Source organism: uncultured Marivita sp. (genome assembly GCF_947488135.1).
In the GTDB taxonomy this organism is placed as follows: domain Bacteria; phylum Pseudomonadota; class Alphaproteobacteria; order Rhodobacterales; family Rhodobacteraceae; genus Marivita.
Window position 1 is genome coordinate 630,089 of the sequence record NZ_CANKYW010000002.1, and the last position, 22,527, is coordinate 652,615.

Here is a 22,527-nt window from a genome sequence, read left to right on the forward strand (position 1 = left end):
GCGCGTCTCAGACAGGCTGGAGGTCGATGCCCGGAGCGGTTGCGACGAAGAACGGGTTGGCGAAAGTCGGTTTTCCGTAGGTCAGTGTCTGCAAGTCGTCCAGCCGCAGGACCTTGCCGCCTGCGCCATTGAGAACTGCGTGACCCGCTGCGGTGTCCCACTCCATCGTGCGACCCAGCCGCGGGTAAAAATCCGCCTCTCCGGTGGCGACGAGGCAGAATTTGAGTGAAGATCCCGCGCTTTTGCTGTCCTTGATGGAATACCTGTTGATGTAATCGTCGGTCGCCTGGTCACGGTGTGATTTCGACGCAACCACCATCAGCGCGTCGGACTTCGGAACCGAAACGTGGATGAGTGTGACGGCGCCGATCGTGTTTTTGTCAAAGCTTCCGGTTTCTTCCACGCTTTGGCCGGATGCATCCGTGAAGAACAGCCGTTCCTTTGCTGGCGCGTAGACTACGCCGCGCGTCGGAACGCCGTCTTCGACCAGCGCGATATTCACTGTGAAGTCGCCGCGCCTGTGGATGAACTCCTTGGTGCCGTCCAGCGGATCGACGATCAAAAAGTCGCGGACTTGCAGATCGTGCGTGTCGGATTGTTCTTCCGTTACCAATGCGATGTCGGGGAACGCGTCACGCAAACCCGCCGAGATCAGCGCATCCGCGGCCTCGTCCGCTTCCGTGACGGGACTGTCATCCGATTTCGAGCGCACGTCGAAATCATCGGCGCGGTAGATTTCCATGATCTGGTGACCTGCCTCGAGCGCGAGACGGCGCATTTCGTGCATCAGTGCATCATAGTCCATGGCCATCTGTCCTCACGTCGATTGATTTGAAAGCGCGCCTCTCTTATCATTGTCTTAACAATTGTTCGCAACAACAGTCAGAAAAACTGACGGAAAAACGCGGACCGAGGCAGAGGCAGACCACATGTTTCAGAAAACGGCTCCGATGAACCGGACGGCTTCGGCCGTAAACATCGCCGAACTCATCTATCACAACACGGTCCGCGCCATTCGCAAAACGCATGGAAACGCGTTCATGTCGATCGCGGTCAGTGTCTTTCAGTCCCTTTTGTTCGTTCTGTTTTTCTACGTCATGTTCACGGTCATGGGGCTCAAGGGGTTGGCGCTTCGTGGCGATTTCGTGATTTTTCTGCTTACCGGGATCTTCATGTTCATGACCCACAACAAGGCTGTGGGCGCCGTCTTGGGAAGCGAAGGACCGGCCAGTCCGATGATGCAACACGCGCCGATGAACACGTTTATTTCCATCGTGTCCGGAATGCTGGCGACGCTGTACATTCAGACGTTGGCTGTCGCGTTCATCCTCTTCGTCTATGATGTCGCGATAAACCCTTACGTCCTCCGCGAGATCGTGGATCCCGTTCCGGTGATGGGCATGTTCCTGTTGTCATGGTTTTCGGGCGGGGCGGTCGGCCTTGTGTTTCTCGCGCTGAAGCCGTGGTTTCCGGGCCTGACCGGAACACTCTCGACCCTTTACAAGCGTGCGAACATGATTGCGTCGGGCAAGATGTTCGTTGCGAACTCTCTCCCCTCGTTCATGATCTCGATGTTCGACTGGAACCCGCTCTTCCACACAATTGATCAGGCGCGGGGATTTGCATTCATCAACTATGTTCCGCGAAACACCAATTGGGAATACGTCGTGTATCTGTCGCTGACGCTCGTCATGATCGGGTTGATGGGGGAATTCTATACCCGCAAGCACGCCTCTGCATCCTGGTCGGCGCGGCGTTGATCACGTCACGACACGCAGGGTCAGGTTGATCCGGCCCCCTTTTGGCAAGAGTGTCGAACTCTGCGGCCGCACCCGGTCGATCCCGTGATAGGCTCTCCGAGCCGTACCGGCCATAACCACGACATCCCCAGAACGCAGCCAGACCGACTCGGTCTTGCCGCCGCGTGTCTGGTTGCCCATGCGAAACAGCGCCTCATCGCCAAGCGATACCGACACAACGGGTTGCGACAGGTCCGCCTCGTCCTTGTCCTGATGCATTCCCATCTTCGCTGCTTCATCATACCAATTGATCAAACAGCATTCCGGCAGCCGGGCATCTGGCACCAGATCCTGCCACATGGTCATAAGCGCATCGGGAATCGGGGGCCATTCTTGTCCCGATGGATGTCGCGCTTCGTACCGGTATCCCTTTCGGTCGCTGATCCATCCGTACTGTCCAGCCGCGCTCATCCGTACTGACATCGGCGTCCCGCGTGGCGTCACCGGTTGGAAAAGGGGCGCTTGTTCAAGGCATTCCCGCAATCTCGCCACAAGTTGCTCCTGCGCCACCGAGGAGAAATAGCCGGGATGAATCTCGAAATCGCGGACGTGCAGAACAGTCATGTGGTAAGAATAATGCCGCAAAACCTGAAACACATACCGAATTTTCAGAAATTCACGTTAGCTGCGGCGCTTGCAGGCGTCTTGATGCCTCCTTATATACCCACCGGACCCGCTGAACGGTAACGTCAGTGGAATGAAATGCGGGGCGGGATGCCGGAATGGGTCTTCGTCTCGTGACATCGCCTTAAGAAATGAAGGGATCGAAAACATGGCCAAAGTGATTGGTATTGACCTCGGTACAACCAACAGCTGCGTCGCGATCATGGATGGTTCGCAACCGCGCGTGATCGAAAACTCCGAAGGCGCACGGACGACCCCGTCCATCGTCGCTTTCACCGACGACGAGCGTCTGGTCGGCCAGCCGGCGAAACGCCAGGCGGTCACCAACCCCGAAAACACAATCTTCGGCGTCAAGCGCCTGATCGGTCGTCGGAATGACGACAGCGATCTCGCCAAGGACCGCAAGAACATGCCGTTCGAAGTGATCGACGGCGGCAATGGCGACGCATGGGTGCGCGCCAAGGGTGACAAGTACAGCCCCTCCCAGATTTCCGCCTTCATCCTGCAAAAGATGAAGGAAACCGCTGAGAGCTATCTTGGCGAAGAGGTGACACAAGCTGTCATCACAGTACCCGCCTATTTCAATGACGCCCAGCGTCAGGCGACCAAAGACGCCGGCAAGATCGCCGGCCTCGAAGTGCTGCGGATCATCAACGAACCGACGGCAGCCGCGCTCGCCTACGGGCTCGACAAGAAAGAGTCCCGCACCATCGCGGTCTATGACCTTGGCGGCGGTACGTTTGACGTGACCATCCTCGAAATCGACGATGGTCTCTTCGAAGTGAAATCGACCAACGGCGACACGTTCCTGGGTGGTGAAGACTTTGACATGCGGATCGTCAACTACCTTGCCGACGAGTTCAAGAAAGAGAACGGCGTCGACCTGACCAAGGACAAGATGGCGCTTCAGCGTCTCAAGGAAGCGGCGGAAAAGGCCAAGATCGAGCTCAGCTCTTCGAGCCAGACCGAGATCAACCAGCCGTTCATCTCGATGGACAGCAAGACCGGTCAGCCGTTGCACATGGTGATGAAGCTGACCCGTGCCAAGCTGGAAAGCCTGGTTGGTGATCTGATCAAAGCATCGATGAAGCCGTGCCAGGCCGCTTTGAAAGATGCAGGTCTGTCCACCTCCGACATCGACGAAGTCGTGCTTGTCGGCGGTATGACCCGCATGCCCAAAGTGGTCGAGGAAGTGACCAAGTTCTTCGGCAAGGAGCCGCATAAAGGCGTGAACCCGGACGAGGTCGTGGCGCTGGGCGCGGCGATTCAGGCCGGCGTACTGCAAGGCGACGTCAAAGACGTTGTCCTTCTCGACGTGACTCCTCTGTCGCTTGGTATCGAAACGCTGGGTGGCGTGTTTACCCGCCTGATCGACCGCAACACCACGATCCCGACCAAGAAGTCGCAGATCTTCTCGACCGCCGAGGACAACCAGAACGCCGTGACGATCCGGGTGTTCCAGGGCGAGCGTGAGATGGCGGCGGACAACAAGATGCTCGGCCAGTTCAATCTGGAAGACATCCCACCAGCGCCGCGCGGCATGCCGCAGATCGAGGTGACGTTCGACATCGACGCCAATGGTATCGTGTCCGTGTCCGCGAAAGACAAAGGCACTGGCAAAGAGCAGAACATCACCATTCAGGCGTCTGGTGGTCTGTCCGATGAGGACATCGAAAAGATGGTCCAGGATGCGGAGCAGAACGCCGAAGCGGATAAGGAACGCCGCGAGATGGTCGAGGCCCGTAACCAGGCCGAAAGCCTCATCCACTCGACAGAGAAATCGGTGGAAGAGCACGGCGACAAGGTCGATCCGACGACTGTCGAAGCGATCGAACTTGCCATCGCGGCTCTGAAAGATGATCTGGAGGATGAAAAGTCTACCGCCGACAAGATCAAGTCGGGCATCCAGAACGTGACTGAGGCGGCGATGAAACTTGGCGAGGCGATCTACAAGGCGCAGCAGGAAGAAGGCGATGCCGAACCTTCCGCAGCGGACTCGCAGGGTGGCGACGATGATGACACCATCGTCGATGCCGATTTCGAAGATCTCGACGACAATAAGCGCGCCTAACGCTTGTTGGGCGGAACCGAAATGGGGCCGGACCGGACACCGGGCCGGCCTCTTTCGTTCCGGTGAAGGAGGGCATGATGTCCAAACGTGACTACTACGATGTGCTCGGCCTCAAGAAAGGCGCCTCTGCTGACGAGATCAAGAAAGCCTACCGCACCAAGGCGAAAGAGCTGCATCCTGACCGCAACGCGGACAACCCACGGGCCGAAGAACAGTTCAAGGAAGCGAACGAGGCCTACGAGGTCCTGAAAGACGCGGACAAGAAGGCGGCGTATGATCGCTACGGCCACGCCGCATTCGAAGGCGGTATGGGCGGAGGCCGTCCTGGTGGCGGCTTCAGCGGCGGTCAGGGCGATTTCGCCAGCGCGTTCTCGGACGTGTTCGACGATCTTTTCGGCGACTTCATGGGCGGACAACGCGGCGGTGGACGGCAACGCGCCTCGCGTGGCGCTGACCTGCGCTACAATCTCCGTGTGACGCTGGAAGACGCCTATATGGGCATGCAGAAAACCATTCAGGTCCCGACATCCGTTCAATGCGGTTCGTGTTCGGGATCGGGTGCCGAAGGCGGGGCAGAGCCGACAACCTGTCCGACCTGTTCGGGCATGGGCAAGGTCCGTGCGACCCAAGGGTTTTTCACGGTCGAACGCACCTGTCCGACCTGTTCGGGGCTTGGCCAGACGATCAAGAACCCGTGCAAATCCTGCGGCGGGGCAGGGCGTGTCCAGAAAGAGCGCGCCTTGTCGGTGAACATTCCCAAGGGGGTGGAAACCGGAACGCGCATCCGTCTGGCTGGTGAGGGTGAAGCAGGCCTGCGCGGCGGGCCGCCGGGCGATCTCTACATCTTCATCGAGGTGGCCAAGCACGAGCTTTTCGAACGCGACGGCGTTCATCTGCATTGCCGGGTGCCGGTGTCGATGATCGTTGCTGCCCTTGGTGGTAACATTGAGGTGCCCACCATCGACGGTGGGCGCAGCCGCGTCGCGATACCGAATGGCAGCCAGTCCGGCCGCCAGATGCGCCTTCGTGGCAAGGGCATGCCCGCGCTGCGCGGCTCTGGGCAGGGCGATATGTTTATCGAGCTTGCGGTGGAAACGCCGGTGAACCTGACGTCGAAGCAGAAAGAACTCCTGCGCGAGTTCGAGGAATTGAGCGAAGACAACAACCCGGAATCGAAGAGCTTTTTCAAATCCGTAAAAGGCTTTTGGGATTCCATGAAAGGATAACGCCGACGGCCCCCAATGTGGGGCCGTTAGCATTTTCTTAAACGTTCGTGTGCCACGGATTGCACATGCCGCGTCACACCAATTCAGCCCAACTTGCTTTGTTTGAACCGTCTGCACGGGCGCTGCATGGTGCGCCAAAAACCGAAAAAGCGGCAAAAAAGCCAGAGAAGGTGCCGTCTTACCTCAAGGACCACCGAAAACGCCTGCGCAGTCGTTTCCTTATCGGCGGAGCAGAGCCGTTTCCTGATTACGAGCTGCTCGAACTGATCCTGTTCCGGATGCATAGAAACGGCGACGTCAAACCCACTGCGCGCCTGCTCATCGACACTTTCGGCGATTTGAACAGCGTCCTCGCGGCGCCGATCGAGCGTCTCCAAGAGGTCAAGGGCATCGGCCCCGAAACCGCCTTCGATCTGAAACTTATCGAAGCTGTGTCGCACCGCATGACCCAGACCAAGGTTCTCAAGCGCGAAGTGATTTCAAGTTGGAATGCCTTACTCGAATATTGCCGCGCGTCCATGGCGCATCGCGATACCGAACAGTTCCGCATCTTCTTTCTCGACCGCAAGAACGTTCTTATTGCAGACGAAATGCAAGCCAAAGGCACGGTGGACCATGTGCCTGTCTATCCCCGCGAAATCATCAAACGCGCCTTCGCGCTGAACGCCTCGGCGCTTATCCTTGTGCACAACCATCCGTCCGGCGATCCGACCCCGTCGCAGGCCGACATCACCATGACGCAAGACATCGTCGCGGCATGTGACGCCGTGGGCATTGCCGTGCACGATCACCTGATCATCGGCAAATCGAGAGAGGTCAGCTTCAAATCAGAAGGGTATCTTTAGGGCGGTCTAACGAACCCAGACTTCGACCCGACGATTGACCTGTCGACCCCAGCTCGTGTCATCGCAGGCCATCGGCATGGCCTCTCCAAATGCATCCGTGGACAACCGGACCTGTGACAGGTTCGACGCCTCGACCGCAGTTTCTATCGCAAGCTTGACGGCCTGGGCGCGCTGTTGTGCGATCCGGAGATTGCCCTCGGCCGGGCCTTCTCCGTCGGAGAATCCAACGAAAACAAGCTGGCGTCCGTCATAGATGCCCGCCTCGATCGCGTGCGCGAGCTGTTGCACGTTGGAGCGCGATTGCGCATCCAATCTTGCTGCACCCGCCTCAAAACGGAACGATGTCGACAGGCGTCGCAGCGGCGACAACGTGTCGACCATGCGCTTCAATTCACTCAGACCTGCCTCGCCTTCTGCCACCGAGATTGCGTTGGCGAACCGGTCGCCCTGAGCGTTCAAGGCAATCTCTTCCGGCGCCTGGTCCATGAAACCCGCCCTTCGGGTGATAATCTGAGCGGGCGCCGTGCGCGTGTAGGCAAGAAACTCACGCGCCAGTTTGGGAAGACGCCGCGCAGGGATGTAGAGAAACATCGGCGCAGTCAGCGGATAGTCCTCGGTCTTGATGTTCAGACGGTTGGCACGAAGTTGGAAACCGCACGGTCCTGTCAGCGCCAGAGGCTTGCTGTTGCCGATTTCGGAATAGCTCGCCACGCCGATGCCGAGTTGGTCCTCTGCCACGGCGCGTGCCAGGGCTGCATTCGTGGCGTGCCGTGTCACATCTTCGGACAGCACCATCCGCGCCGGTTTGAGGACGCGATCCTCGACGGCCTGCGCGATCCCCGATTGCGCGTCGCGCATGTGGACCGAAATCGGCGCGTCAGGTCCTCCCAAGGTGCGCCAATTGTCGATATTCCCGGAGAGGACCCGCGCCAGATCGGAAACGGAGAGGGCGGAAATGGGATTGGTCGGCGACACGATCACCGTCATCGCGTCAAGCGCGAGAACCCGGCTTCGGTTGACCTCGTCCAACTGCCCCAACCCAACTTCCGCAGCGAGCGTCAGCTCTCCGGGGCGGATTTCGCGCAACGCCATGACGAGGTCGGCTTCGTCCGCCAGCAGATCGGCAAAGCCTTCATCCGTGCTGGACACCCGAAACCGGAATCGACCGACCGTTTTTTCCTCTTCGACGTCTGAGAGCACGTATTCGAAGTGGGTTTCATCCTCGACGATCCGGTCGGCCTTCAACCCGTTTTGCAGTGCAAAGCCTTCGACCAAAGCGGGCATAAGGACTTTGCCCACTGTCGAGGAGCCCGAGATGGAGAGTTCTGCGACGAAATCGGTCAGCGACGGACAGCCCGGCCCTTCACACAACACGCCGGACCCATCGACGGTGAGTTCGCCGTATTGCGTTTCGACGCGGTAGAATTCCCCGTCGAAGCCCAGCAATGTCCCTGACAATTCGATGGCACCATCGCGCGACCGCAACGTCACGTCGTCGGCGATTGCCGACGCACTGGTCAGGCAAAGGAAAAGTGCGGCCCAAAGCGCCGCACAGAGATGTTTCATGGATCGCGCCTTTGAACCGCCCTCTTATTTTGCGGCGATTGTCAGGTCTTCGACGATATTTTTCAACAGCAAGAAATCACCAACGGCATCGCAGCCGGGGACGTCGATCGTCAATTCCTTGGACATCAAGGCCGAGCCGTTGCGCAACTCGAGCGTTTGGGCTTCGACGCTGGTGTCACAATTCGAGGCGAGGATTTCTGTCTCGACCGTCAGGGCAACCGTTCCCGAAGCTTCGGTCATGCCCGACGGGAACGTGTAGACCTCTGCCAGAAGAGCGTCCGGCGCATCCGCCGCGCCCAGTTTGGTCAGGAAACCGCCTTCGCCGGTAGCGGCACGTGTTGGATCCGCGATCGACCCCTGCCAGATATGGCCGTCGGTGAAGTATTCTGCGTCGAATTCGCGGGCGTGCAATTGAAGACCGGCATTCCCGCGCCATTGCAACGCGACGCGATCATAGAACGGAACCGACGTCACTTCTGCCGTCGCAACGGCACCCGCCCCATCCATGAAGGACGCGATAACCAAAGCGTTTTCGGTCAAGGCCGGGACATCGACGGTCAGCGATCCATCGGGCTGCATCACCTCGGTGAACATCAAGCCGTTGTGGTGGAAGGTCACCCGGTCACTGCCGTGGCAGGGCGCGCTTAGCGTGACCGTCATCATCGCGCCTGCAATCGGTGTCGCGGTCATGTCGACTTCGCAGGCAAAGCCGGAGTCCTTTGGGGCTGTCGGAACCGTGATCTTCGGCTCCTCGACCGATGTGACCGCTGCACTGATCACCGATGACGGAAGGGATGCGGTGATCGGCATATCGGAAGGTACAATGTTGCGCGGTGCAGAGGACACGTCCTGAACGTCGGAGACGACAAGAGGAGCCTGCGCGCTTTCTGTGTCGGAAGACGTTGGCCAGTATTGCATCGCCGCCCCGATTGCGAGTGCGCTCACGACTGTCGCAGTGGCAATGCGGATAGAGGCTTTGCGGTCCATGACAGACTCCCGATACGTACGTTGCATCGTCTTGTCTGTCAGGAGATTTTGGTGCGCCTAGGGCGCAGTTTTGGTCACTTTACGTCGGCTTTGTGTCAAAGGCGCCCTCAGGCCAGGCGCCCATGACAATGCTTGAACTTCTTTCCCGATCCGCAGGGGCAGGGATCATTGCGTCCCGGGTTGCCCCACGTCGTCGGATCGGATTCGTCAAACCCGTCTACGGCGGCATCAGACACGGGCGCGGCGGAGCCGTCCTGCGGTTGTGCGGCCTCGGCAGCCTTTGCCATCGCCGCCTGTTGCGCTGCAAGCTGTTGCAGCATCGCTTTCTGCTCTTCCTCGGTCATCGGGCGCACTTGACCAAGCTGCTTGGTCACGTTTTCTCGAAGACTGTCGAGCATGGATTCGAACAACTGGAATGCCTCGGACTTGTATTCGTTAAGCGGATCGCGCTGCGCATATCCGCGGAACCCGACCACGGACCGCAGGTGCTCCAACGTCAGAAGATGCTCGCGCCACTTGCTGTCGATGGTCTGCAACAACACTTGCTTTTCGATCTGGCGCATTGTGTCGGGGCCAAATGCCTCGGCCTTTTTCGCCATCATGTCGTCCGAGACCTCCTCGAGACGTTCGCGAATGACATCAGCATCGACGCCTTCTTCATCGCCCCATGCGACAACGGGCGCGTCGACACCGACAAGCTCCTTGACCGCATCCTGTAGCCCTTGGGTATCCCACTGGTCAGCGTAAGTCTTTGGCGGCACATAAGTATCCACCAGATCATCGATGACCTGATGGCGCATGTCCTGCGCGATTTCCGACAGATCCTGCGCTTCCATGATTTCGCGACGCTGGCTGAAGATCACCTTCCGCTGGTCGTTCATCACGTCGTCGAACTTCAGCAACTGCTTGCGGATATCGAAGTTGCGACCTTCGACCTTGGCCTGTGCACGTTCCAGCGACTTGTTCACCCACGGGTGAACGATCGCTTCGCCCTCTTGCATCCCCAAGGTGGACAGAACCTTGTCCAGACGTTCGGAGCCGAAGATGCGCATCAGGTCGTCATCAAGCGACAGGAAGAACGAGGACCGGCCCGGATCGCCCTGACGCCCGGAGCGACCGCGCAGCTGGTTGTCGATGCGGCGGCTTTCGTGGCGCTCGGTGGCGAGAACAAAAAGACCACCTGCGTCCTTTACGGCTTTCTCGTCGTTGGCGTGCTCGGCTTCGATCTTCTGGCGGATCGCTTCCGGATCCGCTTCAGGATCGGCGGCAATCGCTTCCATGATCTTGAATTCGACATTGCCGCCGAGTTTGATGTCCGTCCCACGCCCGGCCATATTGGTGGCAATCGTGATCGCGCCCAGCTTGCCGGCGTCAGCAACGATCTGCGCCTCTTGCTCGTGCTGGCGCGCGTTTAGAACGTTGTGCTTCAAACCTTCTTTTTCCAAAAGCTGGCTGAGCATCTCGGATTTCTCGATCGACGTGGTGCCGACCAGAACGGGCTGGCCGTTGGCATGCGCTTTTTTGATCTCTTCGACGATCGCGTCGTATTTTTCCTGCGCCGTGCGGTAAACCCGGTCGTCTTCGTCGATCCGCGCGATTTCGCGGTTGGTCGGCACCTCGACGACGCCAAGCCCGTAGATCTCGGCGAATTCGTCGGCTTCGGTCACGGCTGTGCCGGTCATGCCGGACAGCTTTTCATAGAGCCGGAAATAATTCTGGAATGTTACGCTTGCGAGGGTCACGTTCTCGGGGCGAATTTCGCAGCCTTCCTTGGCTTCGATCGCCTGATGCAGACCTTCGGACAAACGGCGGCCTGCCATCATGCGACCGGTAAATTCGTCGATCAGCACGACCTCACCGTCGCGCACGATGTAATCCTTGTCGCGCTGATAGAGCTTATGGGCGCGCAAACCCTGGTTCACATGGTGGATCAGCGTCGTGCTTTCGGGATCATACAGCGACTGCCCCTCGGGCAATTGGCCCAGTTCATGCAGCGTCTGTTCGAGGAATTCATTGCCCTCGTCCGTGAAGGACACGTTCCGCGTTTTTTCGTCGAGCGTGTAATGCTCTTCCGTCAGCGACGGGATCACCTTGTCGATGGCAACGTAAAGCTCACTGCGGTCCTGCGCCGGGCCGGAGATGATCAGCGGCGTCCGCGCTTCGTCGATCAGGATGGAGTCGACCTCATCCACGATGGCGAAGAAGTGGTCGCGCTGGTACATCTGGTTCAGCTCGGACTTCATATTGTCGCGGAGGTAATCGAAGCCAAGCTCGTTGTTGGTGGCATAGGTGATGTCGCAGGCATAGGCGGCCTGTTTTTCGGCATCGGGCTGGCGCGGATAGACCACACCGGTGGTCAGGCCAAGCGCGCTGTAGACCTTGCTCATCCATTCGCTGTCGCGCTTCGCAAGGTAGTCGTTCACCGTCACGATGTGCACGCCGCGCTCGGTCAGCGCGTTCAGATAGGCGGGGAAGGTGGCGACAAGCGTCTTGCCTTCGCCGGTCTTCATTTCCGAGATGTTGCCTTGGTGCAGGAATATCCCGCCCATAAGCTGCACGTCAAAGGCCCGCAGACCCAACGCGCGCTTGGCGGCCTCGCGGCAGTTTGCAAAGGCTTCGGGCAGAAGCGCATCAAGCGCCTCACCGTTAGAGTGTCGCGCCTTGAGCTCGGCCGTTTTCTCGATCAGCTGCGCATCGTCCAGCTTTTCGAATTCCGCTTCCAGTGCGTTGATTTTTTCAACCAGCGGGCGGGTCGCCTTGACTTTGCGGTCGTTCGGCGTTCCGAACACCTTGCGCGCGACTTTACCTAATCCCAGCATGCACTCACTTTCAGCTTTGACATCTTCGTGTGCGGCATCTGCTTGCCCGCCTCGCACACAGCCCATATGTCACAGGGGAACGACCGGCTTCACAGCGCCTTGTGGCGATGTAAGGTCAGGGAAATACACTGTCAATGTCGCCCCGCAATGCGGGCGGCTCTGGAAGGAACAAACATGACGAATCTTATCACGAAATTGTCTGCAAGCGCGTTCGCCCTGATGCTGGCCCTGCCGGTACAGGCGCAGGACACGCTTACGGCCGACAGTGTCGTGGCCACGGTCAACGGCACAGAGATCACGCTCGGTCACATGCTGATGGTGCGCGCCTCCCTGCCGGAGCAGTACCAGCAGCTTCCCGATGACGTTCTCTGGGATGGCATCATGGACCAGATCGTTCAACAGACGGTCCTCGGCCAGGAAACGTCTGGCGAAGAAAGCCGTCGTGTGCAGATCGCACTCGAGAACGAGCGCCGCGCCCTGATGGCCGCGCAAGCGGTTGAGGACATCGTCGATGGCGCCGTGAACGAAGAGGCCGTGCAGGCGCTTTATGAAGAGACCTATCTTCAGGGGGAACCGACCGAGGAATTCAACGCATCGCATATCCTTGTCGAGACTGAAGAAGAAGCCGCTGCAATCGTCGAAGAGCTGAAGGGCGGCGCGGACTTCGCAGAAGTGGCCCGCGAGAAGTCGACGGGTCCGTCGGGTCCGAACGGCGGTCAGCTTGGATGGTTCGGCCCCGGCATGATGGTGCCTGAATTCGAGGCCGCCGTGGAAACGCTCGAAGTCGGTGCGATCTCCGACCCGGTGCAGACACAGTTCGGCTGGCATGTCATCACGCTCAACGAAAAGCGTAATCAGGAAGCCCCCGAATTGGAGAGCGTCCGGCAAGAGCTTGAAAGCATCCTGAGCCAGAACGCCGTCACCCGTAAAATCGACGAACTGACCACCGCCGCAGACATCTCCCGTACGTCCGGCGAAGAGGTCGACACGTCGGTGCTCAGCAATCTGGATCTCCTGGAGGAATAATCTTGGCCAAGATCACATCGGTTTCGCCGCTAGCACCCGCCAGCTTCCCGGACCTGCCCGTCATCAAGGGCGCCCGCTTTGCAACCGCTGCTGCGGGGGTCAAATACGCGGGGCGAACCGATGTGATGCTGGCGATGCTCGATCCGGGAACCTGCGTTGCGGGCGCCTTTACCAAGTCCGCAACGCGGTCTGCCAACGTGCTTGATTGCCAATCCAAGATCCGGCTTGAGGACGAGGCAGGCGCGGCGATTATCGTCAATTCCGGCAACTCGAACGCCTTTACCGGACGCGCCGGCGACGAATCCGTGCAGGCCATCTGTGCCGAAGTCGGTCGGGTCGCGGGACTGCCCACCACCCGCGTATTCACAAGCTCCACCGGCGTGATCGGCGAACGGCTCCCGCATGACCGCATTCAGGCCAAAGTTCAGGAACTGTACGACACGCTCGATGAGGGCGGTTTGGCTGCGGCGGCCAGGGCAATCATGACCACGGACACCTTTCCGAAAGGCTCGACCGTCACGGTCGATCTGCCCGACGGTCCGGTCAAGATCGCTGGTATCGCCAAAGGGTCGGGCATGATCGCGCCCGATATGGCGACGATGCTGGTCTACATTTTTACCGACGCGAAGATCGCGCAGTCCGATCTTCAGAGCCTTGTCTCCGATATCAACGAAAAGACCTTCAACAGCATCACCGTGGACAGCGACACCTCCACCTCAGATACGTTGCTGGTTGTGGCCACAGGCGCGTCCGGTGTGTCGGTCCCTGCACACGACGCCGCCTTCCGCGACGGCTTGCATCACATCATGCAGGACCTCGCGCATCAGGTGGTGCGCGACGGCGAGGGTGCCACCAAGTTCGTGGAAATCACGGTCACCGGTGCGCTGAGCGATGCCGACGCAAAAACCCACGCCATGTCCATCGCGAACTCGCCGCTGGTCAAGACGGCCATTGCCGGTGAGGATCCGAATTGGGGCCGCGTCGTGATGGCTGTCGGCAAATCTGGCGCGCCTGCTGACCGGGATACGCTCAGCATTTCGTTCGGTGATGTGAAAGTCGCGAACAAAGGCTGGGTCGATCCCGATTATCGGGAAGAGCAGGGCGCCGCGGTGATGAAACAGCAGGACATCTCTATGACCGTCGATCTAGGGATGGGGTCGGGCTCTAGCACCGTCTGGACCTGCGATCTGACACACGGCTACATCTCGATCAACGCCGACTACCGGTCTTGACGTGAAGATTGTCCTGGTTTCTGCCGTCGCGCTCATCGATCCCGATGGGCGCATCCTTCTGGCACAACGCCCCGAAGGGAAGTCCATGGCGGGCCTATGGGAATTCCCCGGCGGCAAAGTGGAACCGTGCGAGACGCCCGAGCAGGCCCTGATCCGCGAATTGCACGAAGAACTTGGCATCGACACGTGGGAAAGCTGCCTGGCGCCGCTGACCTTCGCCTCGCACAGTTACGAGACGTTCCATCTTTTGATGCCGCTCTTTGCGTGCCGCAAATGGAAGGGCACTCCCGAATCGAAAGAGGGTCAGGCGTTGAAATGGGTGCGGGCAAACCAACTCAGGGACTACCCGATGCCCCCGGCCGACATTCCGCTGATCCCGATCCTGCGGGACTGGCTTTAGAAAAGCCGACTTTCGTAGGAAATCATGCGCTCTCGGATGATTTGCTCTGGCCAAGAATTTCCCAGCATTTTAACAGGTGCGTGTCAGGCCTTGGGGGAGATTTGACGTGTTGAAAACCATCATCATCGGAAGCTGCATGTCCGTTCAGGGCATTCTTGAAAAGACCCTGCCGGACGGGCGTATTTCCGTACGCGTCGGTAACAGGATCTTCACCGGATTGCCGGTTCTCACAGCCGGCTGAATGCGGCGATCGGCAAAAGAAAAAGGGCAGCGGTGACGCTGCCCTTTTCCGTTTTCGGAGATTGGATATCAGTCCAGCGCGCGTTCGACTTCCTCGCGCTCGAAGATTTCGATCACATCGCCCTGGCGGATGTCCTCGTAGTTCTCGAAGGCCATACCGCATTCCTGACCGGACTGAACCTCAGAAACTTCATCCTTGAACCGCTTGAGGGTCTTCAGAGTGCCTTCGTGGATCACCACGTTGTCCCGCAGCAGGCGCACACCGGCGCTACGGCGGGCCACACCTTCGGTGACGAGACAACCCGCAACCTTGCCGACGTTGGACACCTTGAAGACGTCCTTGATCTCGGCGTACCCGATGAAGGTCTCCTTGATCTCGGCACTGAGCAGGCCGGATGCAGCCGCTTTCACGTCGTCCACGAGGTCATAGATCACGCTGTAATAGCGGATTTCCACGCCCTTCTGGTTCGCCGTATTGCGCGCAGACGCGTTGGCACGCACGTTGAAGCCGATCACTGGACATCCCGACGCTTCGGCAAGGCCGATATCGGTTTCGGTGATGGCACCCACGCCAGAGTGCAGAACGCGTACGCGCACCTCGTCGTTGCCGACCTTTTCCAGGGCCTGCACGATCGCTTCGGCGGAACCCTGAACGTCTGCTTTGACCAGCACAGGAAGCTCGGAGACGTTTTCGTCGTCCTTCGCCTTCTTCATCAGTTGCTCAAGCGTCGTCGCAGCGCCAGCCGCGGCACGCTTTTCTTTGGCGACATTGGCACGGTATTCCGCGATCTCGCGCGCCTGCGCTTCGGTCTCGGTCACGTTGAGAACGTCGCCCGCTTCGGGCGTGCCGTTCAGGCCAAGCACCTCGACAGGCACTGACGGTCCCGCTTCCTTGACGCGCTCGCCCTTGTCGTTGATCAGCGCACGCACTTTACCGTACTGCTCGCCCACGACGAAGATATCGCCCTGACGCAGCGTGCCGTTTTGAACGAGAACCGTCGCGACCGGACCGCGGCCCACGTCCAACTGCGCTTCGATCACGGCACCCTGGGCGGCCCGATCCGGGTTCGCCTTGAGTTCGAGGATCTCCGCCTGAAGCGCGATGGCTTCGAGCAATTCCGGCAAGCCTTGACCCGAGATGGCCGAGACTTCGACATCCTGCACATCGCCCGACATTTCTTCGACGATCACTTCGTGCTGAAGCAGGTCGGTCCGCACCTTGGTCGGGTTCGCATCCGGCTTGTCGATCTTGTTGATCGCCACGATCATCGGCACCTTGGCCGCTTTCGCGTGGTTGATCGCTTCGATGGTCTGCGGCATCACCGCGTCATCCGCAGCAACCACCAGGACAACGATATCCGTCACCTGGGCGCCACGAGACCGCATCGACGTAAACGCCGCGTGGCCCGGGGTATCGAGGAACGACAGGACAGCACCGTCCTTGGTCGTGACCTGATAGGCGCCGATATGCTGCGTGATCCCGCCAGCTTCGCCAGACGTGACATTGGCATCGCGGATCGCGTCGAGAAGTGACGTCTTGCCGTGGTCGACGTGACCCATGATCGTGATGACCGGAGGACGTGGCTTCAGGTCTTCCGGATTGTCTTCGACCTCTTTGATGACGTCTTCCACATCCGCGTCGGAAACGCGGGTCACCTTGTGACCGAACTCTTCGATGATGAGCTCTGCCGTGTCCTGATCGATGGTCTGGTTCTGCGTGGCCATGATGCCATTGTTCATCAACGCCTTCACAACGTCGCCGACCTTTTCGGTCATCCGATTTGCCAGCTCCGCAACCGTGATTGCCTCGGGCAGCTTGACCTCGCGCACAACCTTCTCGCGCGGCTGGCTGCCGCCCATGGCTTTCTGACGCGCACGCTCCTGCTTGCGCTTCATAGCGGCCATGGATTTCTGACGTCCACCTTCGCCGCCCAGAGCCTGGTTCAACGTCAGCTTGCCGGAACGGCGTTCGGAATCGTCGCCCTTGCGACGACCGCGATCTTCGCGTTCGCGATCAACCTTGCGCGGTGCGGCTTGCGACGGCTTGGGCCCACCCGAAGGTTGACGCGCGGCCGGGGTTTCGACTGGTCCCGCAGCAGCCTGCTTGGCGGCTTCAGCCGCCTCACGTGCTTTGCGCTCTTCGTCCTCGGCTTTCTGGCGTGCGCGCTCTTCGGCCTCGCGCTGTTCGCGCTCCTTGGCCTCTTTTTCGGCGCGCATCCGCTCGCGTTCTTCCGCACGGGCCTTTTCTTCGGCTTCGCGCTGGGCGGCTTCTTCACCTTCGCGGGCCTTGGCGGCCTGGAGCGCTTTCAGACGGCGCTCCATCTCGGCATCGGAAATGCCTGCCGGCCGTTTGCTGCCTGCGGCAGCCACAGCGGCGCTTGCCGATCCATCCGATGTGGATTTGGACGCGCCGGGTTTCGGCACCACAACGCGCTTGCGCTTGGTCTCCACCACGACGTTTTTGGTACGCCCGTGGCTAAAGCTCTGCTTCACGTTCCCGGAACGGGGACCGCCGCCGCGCAAACCCAATGTCTTTTTGCCGTCGTTATCGCTCATTTAGCTCTTTTTTCCTTCCCAGCGGCCCCTGCCGCTGTCTTTGCATCAGACGTTCCGATGCGAAAGCCCTTCAATCTTTGGGCTTCCTCTACAACACGTTGCGTGAGTCCGCCAGCGCCAAGCGCGGCATGTATCACAGTTTGTCGCCCGAAGGCCATTCCAAGCTCGTCTGCCGTAAGCCAACCAATGTAATGGCCGTAATGCGGCGTGCTGAGTTTCGATTTTCCGCGGCTCGATCCGTCTTCCGCCTGCAAAAGCACTTCGGCGGTTTCCTTGGACAAGGCGTCCTTGACCTTTTCATAGCCCGAGACGGCCACACCGGATTTGCGGCTGAGACTTATCAGATCGACAACTCGGCGTGCAAGCTGCTGCTCGAGATCGCTGACCAGCGTTTCCGAAAGGCGCAACTGCGTTTTTGCCGCACGATGAAAGATGTTCTTTTTTATCGCGGTTTCAAGAGCAGCGCGTGTCGATGTCACCCAGATGCCCCGACCCGGCAGTTTGCCTGCAAGGTCGGGAACAAGCTGGTTTTCGGGACCGATGACAAAGCGGATCAGTTCGGATTTCGGGCGCACCTCTCCGGTCGCAACACACTTGCGTTCCGGTCCGCTCTCCCGATCCTTGTCTTTTCCACCTCGTGCCACGTGTGTCGTCGTCCCTTGTTGTGCGCAGGTCAGGCCTGCTCTTCTTCCATACCTTCGAGATCGTCACCCTCGGCGTCTTCTTCCTCGAGCTCGGTCGGATCGACCCAGCCCAAAAGCACGCGCGCGGTCATCACCAGATGCTGCGCTTCTTCCAGAGACATATCGAAGGGCTCGAGCAGACCTTCGTCCTTGTGACGCTCGCCATCGACGGTCGTCCAGCCACCGGCCAGCTCCCAATCCGCACAGGTCGCGAAATCTTCGAGCGTCTTGACCCCGTCCTTGGCCAGCACTTCGATCATCTGCGGTGTCAGGCCTTCGAAATTGATCAGGCTGTCTTCCGCACCCAGAGCGCGGGCATTGTCGAGCGCCGCTTTCGCCTGTGCCTCGAGGTTCTCGCGGGCACGGGTCTGAAGCTCTTCTGCCGTCGCCTCGTCCACACCGTCGATCACCAGAAGCTCGTCGAGTTCGACATAGGCGACCTCTTCCAGAGTGGTGAAGCCTTCGGCGACCAGAAGCTGGGCAAAGAACTCGTCGAGGTCCAGCGTGTCCATGAAGAGCTGCGTGCGTTCTTCAAACTCCTTCTGACGCCGCGCCGATTCTTCTTCCTCGGTCATGATGTCGATGTCGAGCCCGGTCAGTTGCGACGCCAGACGCACGTTCTGACCGCGGCGACCAATCGCCAGCGACAGCTGTTCGTCGGGAACGACGACTTCGATGCGCTCGGCGTCTTCGTCCAGAACCACCTTGCTCACTTCGGCAGGTTGAAGCGCGTTCACCAGGAAGGTCGGCACATCCTCGTTCCACGGGATGATGTCGATCTTTTCGCCCTGAAGCTCGTTCACGACGGCCTGAACGCGGCTGCCGCGCATACCAACGCAGGCACCCACGGGATCAATCGACCCGTCATAAGAGATAACGGCGATCTTCGCGCGCGAGCCCGGATCACGGGCAACAGCCTTGATCTCGATGATGCCGTCATAGATTTCCGGCACTTCCATCTTGAACAGCTCGGCCATGAATTCGGGCGCCGTCCGCGACAGGAAGATCTGCGGTCCACGCGTTTCGCGGCGCACATCCTTGATGTAGCAGCGGATGCGGTCGCCGTTGCGATAGCTTTCGCGGCCGATCTTCTCGTTGCGGCGCAGGATACCTTCGCCCCGGCCCACATCGACGATGACGTTGCCGTATTCCTCGCGCTTGACCACGCCGTTGATGATGGTACCCGCGCGATCCTTGAACTCTTCGTACTGACGGTCGCGTTCGGCTTCGCGCACCTTTTGCAGGATCACCTGCTTGGCGGATTGCGCGGCGATACGGCCCATCTCGACCGGGGGCACTTCCTCGACAAACGTGTCGCCTACCTGCGCCGTGCCGGAGAATTCTGTGATCGGCGCGCCATCGCGCATCCAGACTGCGTTTTGCCCGGGCTTGGGTGCCATGAAATAGGGCTTTGCGCTCTCGGTGGTGAACTCCGCCTGGTAGTTCTCGAGCTCTTCATCCTCGACCACGGTGCGCACGCGCGTGAACTTGGCCCGTCCCGTCTTGCGGTCGATCGACACGCGGATGTCCATTTCGGACCCGTAGCGCGACTTCGCTGCACGGGCGAGGCTTTCTTCCATCGCTTCGACGACCAACCCGGGGTCGATCATCTTTTCGCGCGCGACCGCTTCGGCGGTCTGCAACAGTTCCAACTGGTTGGCGGAGGTGATTGCCATCGGTCTCTTACTCCTCTTCGGGCCCTTCGGCCTCAATCACGTCGTCAAATTGTTTCTCGTCAAAGCCTTGGGCCTTGCGCGCCTTCAGCATTTCCTTGATCAGCTCGTCCGTCAGGACCAGCTTCGCGTCGGTCAGCCAGTCGAACTTGAGACCGACCGTGCCCTCATCGAGATTGATCAGCACTTCGTCGCCCTCGACCCCGGCCAGCACACCCTTGAAGCGCTTGCGCCCGTCGATCAGCTCGGATGTCTCGATCTTCGCCTCATAGCCTTCAAAGGTCTCGAAATCCTTGAGACGCGTCAAAGGCCGGTCGATCCCCGGCGAGGAGACTTCCAAAGTATACGTGTCGAGGATCGGATCTTCGACATCCAGTGTTGCGCTCACCGCCGTACTTATGGCGGCACATTCGTCCACTTCGATCCCGCCCTCGGGACGTTCGGCCATGATCTGCAAGGTGGCGGTCTTGCCGCTCATCAGACGGATGCGCACCAGTTCGAACCCCATGTCTTCGATGACAGGGGTGACGATCTCGGCCAGACGTCGGTCCATCGCGGCTTTTGCGATCAGGTCAGACATTGTCGTGCAGTGCTCCAGACACAAAAAAACGGGCGCGCGGCCCGTTGAAGAATTCGGTGGGTGCCGACCGAAGCCAACACGCCGCTGTTGAGGTGCATATACGGAGCGTTCCCCGAGTCTGCAAGGGGTTTCCTCAGGCCTGTTGTCGGGTCCGACGGATCAACCCGAATATCGTGCAGGCCAGAAAGATCGCAGCGGCCACCGAAACGATGGTCGGTCCGGTGGGCGTGTCCAAGTGCCACGAAGCGGCCAGCCCGCCCAACGCCGAGGTCACTCCGATCCCTCCCGCCAGGACCGCCATCTGTTCCGGCGTCTTCGCGAACACGCGCGCGGCGGCCGGTGGCACGATCAGCATCGCTCCGATCAGTAGAACGCCGACGACCTTGATCGACACCGCGACCACCACCGCCAGAGTCAAAGTCAGGATCAATTTCTCGCGCTGTGGATCAATGCCCGACGCGCGCGCCAGATCCTCGTTGAGCGTCGCAGTCAGCAAGGCGGACCAGCGCCATCCCAACAAGCCGACGACCGCCATGGCCCCGCCCCAGATAACCGCCAGGTCCATCCGGCTCACTGCCAGAATATCGCCAAAGAGGAACGCCATCAGGTCGATGCGTACCCCGTCAAGGAAAGACACGGCCACAATCCCGATGGCCAGAGCGCTGTGCGCCAACACCCCGAGCAGCGTGTCCATCGCGACATTGCGCCCCGACAGGGACGCCACCAGAGACGCCATTGCCAGCGCGATCACCAAAGCCCCGAGAAAGACCGGAAGGCCTGCCGAAAGCGCCAGGGCAACACCCAGAATAGCCGCATGGGCCGTCGCGTCGCCGAAATAGGCAAGCCGTCGCCAAACCACGAAACACCCAAGCGGAGCTGCCGCCAAGGCAACGCCGACACCGGCAAGCGCTGCGCGCCAGATGAAACTGTCCAGAATCATTCAGCCGCCTCATGCGGGTGGTCATGTGCGTGATCATGCGAATGGTTGTGTTCGTGACGATAGAGCGCCAGCGCACCCTGGGTGCCTGTCCCGAACAGCGCGCGGTATTCCGGGGCGCTCGCCACATGCTCGGGCGCGCCTTCGCAACAGACATGCCCGTTCAGACAAATCACCCGGTCGCTTGCGGCCATTACAACATGCAGCTCGTGGCTCACCATGAGAACCGCGCAGCCGAGGTCTCCGCGCAAGTCCTCGATCAGTCGGTAAAAGGCGGCGGACCCGCTTTGGTCCAACCCTTGCGTGGCCTCGTCCAGCACCAGCACCTCCGGGTCGTTCAGGATCGCGCGCGCCAGAAGCACCCGCTGCATCTGCCCACCGGACAAATCCGCGACCTGACGATCTGCCAATGCCGCAACCCCGGTACGCTCGAGCGACTTGCGCGCGAGCGTCTTCGGCACCGCTTTCGGCAGGCTCAGGAACCGCAGGACGGGCAGGGGCAGGGTCGGGTCGATATGCAGCTTCTGCGGCACATACCCCACCCGCAGCCCCGGTCGCGCGATCACCTGTCCCTGCGTCGGCGTCACCGCGCCCAGAAGCGTCTTCAACAGGGTCGATTTTCCCGATCCGTTCGGACCCACGATCGTGACGATTTCGCCGGGGCGGATGGTCAGGGACACATGAGACAGGATGGTCGCTCCGCCCAATCGAACGGTCACGTCGCGCGCTTCGATCAGGCTCATGTCGCGGGCCCGGTCTGACAATTCGGGCATAACCCCTCGAATTCGATGGTGGTGCTTTCGATCGAAAAGCCGGTGTCGCGCGTACTCTCGTCGAGCGCGACACGCGCGCCCTGCGCTTCGGCCACCCCGTTGCAATCGCGACAGATCAAAAAGGCGGGCGCGTGGTCCTCACCCGGATGGATACAGGCTACAAAGGCATTCAGCTTTTCGATCTTGTGCGCGAAGCCGTGCTTCACGAGGAAATCGAGCGCGCGATAGGCCACTGGCGGCTGCGATCCCAGCCCTTCGCGGCGCAGCACATCAAGGATGTCGTAAGCCCCCATCGCCTGATGACCCCGCAACAGGATCTCGAGCACACGTCGCCGAACCGGCGTCAACTGAAGCCGGGCAGCGGCGCATTTTGCTTCCACCTCACGTACCACCTGCGTGATGCACATGCTGTGGTCATGTTTTGCGAATCCGACAGTGGGCACGTCAATCTCCGTTTGACGAAAGTGTTATGATATTACATTACACATGG

The 22,527-nt window shown here is 59.9% G+C and carries 20 protein-coding genes; 8 read left to right on the forward strand and 12 right to left on the reverse strand.

The annotated features are described in order from the left end of the window. Positions 1–7: 7 nt before the first annotated feature. A complete protein-coding gene (gene cysQ, locus Q1B16_RS10165; RefSeq protein WP_299787473.1) occupies positions 8–805 on the reverse strand; it encodes a 3'(2'),5'-bisphosphate nucleotidase CysQ in 798 nt (265 codons plus the stop codon). A gap of 124 nt (positions 806–929) precedes the next feature. On the opposite strand from cysQ, the gene Q1B16_RS10170 reads away from it, so the two are divergent. Beyond that, positions 930–1,760: an ABC transporter permease gene (locus Q1B16_RS10170; RefSeq protein WP_299787476.1), complete on the forward strand. Its 831-nt coding sequence runs from the start codon at positions 930–932 to the stop codon at positions 1,758–1,760. Here the strand turns inward: Q1B16_RS10170 and Q1B16_RS10175 are convergent, their stop codons facing one another. After that, entirely contained in the window at positions 1,761–2,363 is a 603-nt protein-coding gene (locus Q1B16_RS10175; RefSeq protein ID WP_299787479.1) for an alpha-ketoglutarate-dependent dioxygenase AlkB, read from the reverse strand. It lies immediately after the preceding gene. A 208-nt stretch (positions 2,364–2,571) separates the two neighbouring features. On the opposite strand from Q1B16_RS10175, the gene dnaK reads away from it, so the two are divergent. From dnaK to radC, 3 genes are all read left to right on the forward strand, one after another. Beyond that, positions 2,572–4,494: a molecular chaperone DnaK gene (gene dnaK, locus Q1B16_RS10180; RefSeq protein WP_299787482.1), complete on the forward strand. Its 1,923-nt coding sequence runs from the start codon at positions 2,572–2,574 to the stop codon at positions 4,492–4,494. Between the two features lie 77 nt (positions 4,495–4,571). Beyond that, positions 4,572–5,720: a molecular chaperone DnaJ gene (gene dnaJ / locus Q1B16_RS10185; RefSeq protein WP_299787485.1), complete on the forward strand. Its 1,149-nt coding sequence runs from the start codon at positions 4,572–4,574 to the stop codon at positions 5,718–5,720. A 59-nt stretch (positions 5,721–5,779) separates the two neighbouring features. Beyond that, complete coding sequence (radC, locus tag Q1B16_RS10190; protein ID WP_299787861.1) at positions 5,780–6,565, forward strand: DNA repair protein RadC; 786 nt, start codon at positions 5,780–5,782, stop codon at positions 6,563–6,565. A 6-nt stretch (positions 6,566–6,571) separates the two neighbouring features. On the opposite strand, the gene Q1B16_RS10195 is transcribed toward radC, so the two are convergent. The 3 genes from Q1B16_RS10195 to secA form a co-directional block, all read right to left on the reverse strand. Next, positions 6,572–8,131 carry a phosphate ABC transporter substrate-binding/OmpA family protein gene (locus tag Q1B16_RS10195; protein WP_299787488.1) on the reverse strand — a complete coding sequence of 520 codons (1,560 nt, stop codon included), beginning with the start codon at positions 8,129–8,131 and terminating at the stop codon, positions 6,572–6,574. 24 nt (positions 8,132–8,155) lie between these two features. Then, on the reverse strand, positions 8,156–9,118 hold the full coding sequence (locus Q1B16_RS10200; protein WP_299787491.1) for a translocase: 963 nt from the start codon (positions 9,116–9,118) through the stop codon (positions 8,156–8,158). Between the two features lie 107 nt (positions 9,119–9,225). Further along, positions 9,226–11,937, reverse strand: coding sequence for a preprotein translocase subunit SecA (gene secA / locus Q1B16_RS10205; protein WP_299787494.1), 2,712 nt, complete (start codon positions 11,935–11,937; stop codon positions 9,226–9,228). Positions 11,938–12,111: 174 nt separating this feature from the next. Here secA and Q1B16_RS10210 point away from each other — a divergent pair, with 174 nt between their 5' ends. The 4 genes from Q1B16_RS10210 (at position 12,112) to Q1B16_RS10225 (ending at position 14,836) form a co-directional block, all read left to right on the forward strand. Continuing rightward, positions 12,112–12,963, forward strand: coding sequence for a peptidylprolyl isomerase (locus Q1B16_RS10210; RefSeq protein ID WP_299787498.1), 852 nt, complete (start codon positions 12,112–12,114; stop codon positions 12,961–12,963). Between the two features lie 2 nt (positions 12,964–12,965). Then, positions 12,966–14,195 carry a bifunctional glutamate N-acetyltransferase/amino-acid acetyltransferase ArgJ gene (gene argJ, locus Q1B16_RS10215; protein ID WP_299787501.1) on the forward strand — a complete coding sequence of 410 codons (1,230 nt, stop codon included), beginning with the start codon at positions 12,966–12,968 and terminating at the stop codon, positions 14,193–14,195. 1 nt (position 14,196) lies between these two features. Beyond that, positions 14,197–14,595, forward strand: coding sequence for an 8-oxo-dGTP diphosphatase MutT (gene mutT / locus Q1B16_RS10220; RefSeq protein WP_299787504.1), 399 nt, complete (start codon positions 14,197–14,199; stop codon positions 14,593–14,595). A 106-nt stretch (positions 14,596–14,701) separates the two neighbouring features. Next, positions 14,702–14,836, forward strand: coding sequence for a hypothetical protein (locus Q1B16_RS10225; RefSeq protein ID WP_299787507.1), 135 nt, complete (start codon positions 14,702–14,704; stop codon positions 14,834–14,836). Between the two features lie 68 nt (positions 14,837–14,904). On the opposite strand, the gene infB is transcribed toward Q1B16_RS10225, so the two are convergent. From infB to Q1B16_RS10260, 7 genes are all read right to left on the reverse strand, one after another. Beyond that, positions 14,905–17,391, reverse strand: coding sequence for a translation initiation factor IF-2 (gene infB / locus Q1B16_RS10230; protein WP_299787511.1), 2,487 nt, complete (start codon positions 17,389–17,391; stop codon positions 14,905–14,907). After that, on the reverse strand, positions 17,388–18,035 hold the full coding sequence (locus tag Q1B16_RS10235) for an RNA-binding protein (protein ID WP_299787514.1): 648 nt from the start codon (positions 18,033–18,035) through the stop codon (positions 17,388–17,390). Before Q1B16_RS10235 ends, infB begins: the two co-directional genes overlap by 4 nt. 29 nt (positions 18,036–18,064) lie before the next feature. Beyond that, positions 18,065–19,750, reverse strand: a complete 1,686-nt coding sequence (gene nusA, locus Q1B16_RS10240) for a transcription termination factor NusA (RefSeq protein WP_299787517.1) — start codon at positions 19,748–19,750, stop codon at positions 18,065–18,067. A 7-nt stretch (positions 19,751–19,757) separates the two neighbouring features. Then, positions 19,758–20,327, reverse strand: a complete 570-nt coding sequence (rimP, locus tag Q1B16_RS10245; RefSeq protein WP_299787520.1) for a ribosome maturation factor RimP — start codon at positions 20,325–20,327, stop codon at positions 19,758–19,760. Positions 20,328–20,460: 133 nt separating this feature from the next. Next, a complete protein-coding gene (locus Q1B16_RS10250; protein WP_299787523.1) occupies positions 20,461–21,267 on the reverse strand; it encodes a metal ABC transporter permease in 807 nt (268 codons plus the stop codon). Next, positions 21,264–22,007 carry a metal ABC transporter ATP-binding protein gene (locus Q1B16_RS10255; protein ID WP_299787864.1) on the reverse strand — a complete coding sequence of 248 codons (744 nt, stop codon included), beginning with the start codon at positions 22,005–22,007 and terminating at the stop codon, positions 21,264–21,266. The genes Q1B16_RS10250 and Q1B16_RS10255 overlap by 4 nt, the downstream gene beginning before the upstream one ends. Next, positions 22,004–22,480: a Fur family transcriptional regulator gene (locus tag Q1B16_RS10260; RefSeq protein ID WP_299787526.1), complete on the reverse strand. Its 477-nt coding sequence runs from the start codon at positions 22,478–22,480 to the stop codon at positions 22,004–22,006. The genes Q1B16_RS10255 and Q1B16_RS10260 overlap by 4 nt, the downstream gene beginning before the upstream one ends. Positions 22,481–22,527: the final 47 nt, after the last annotated feature.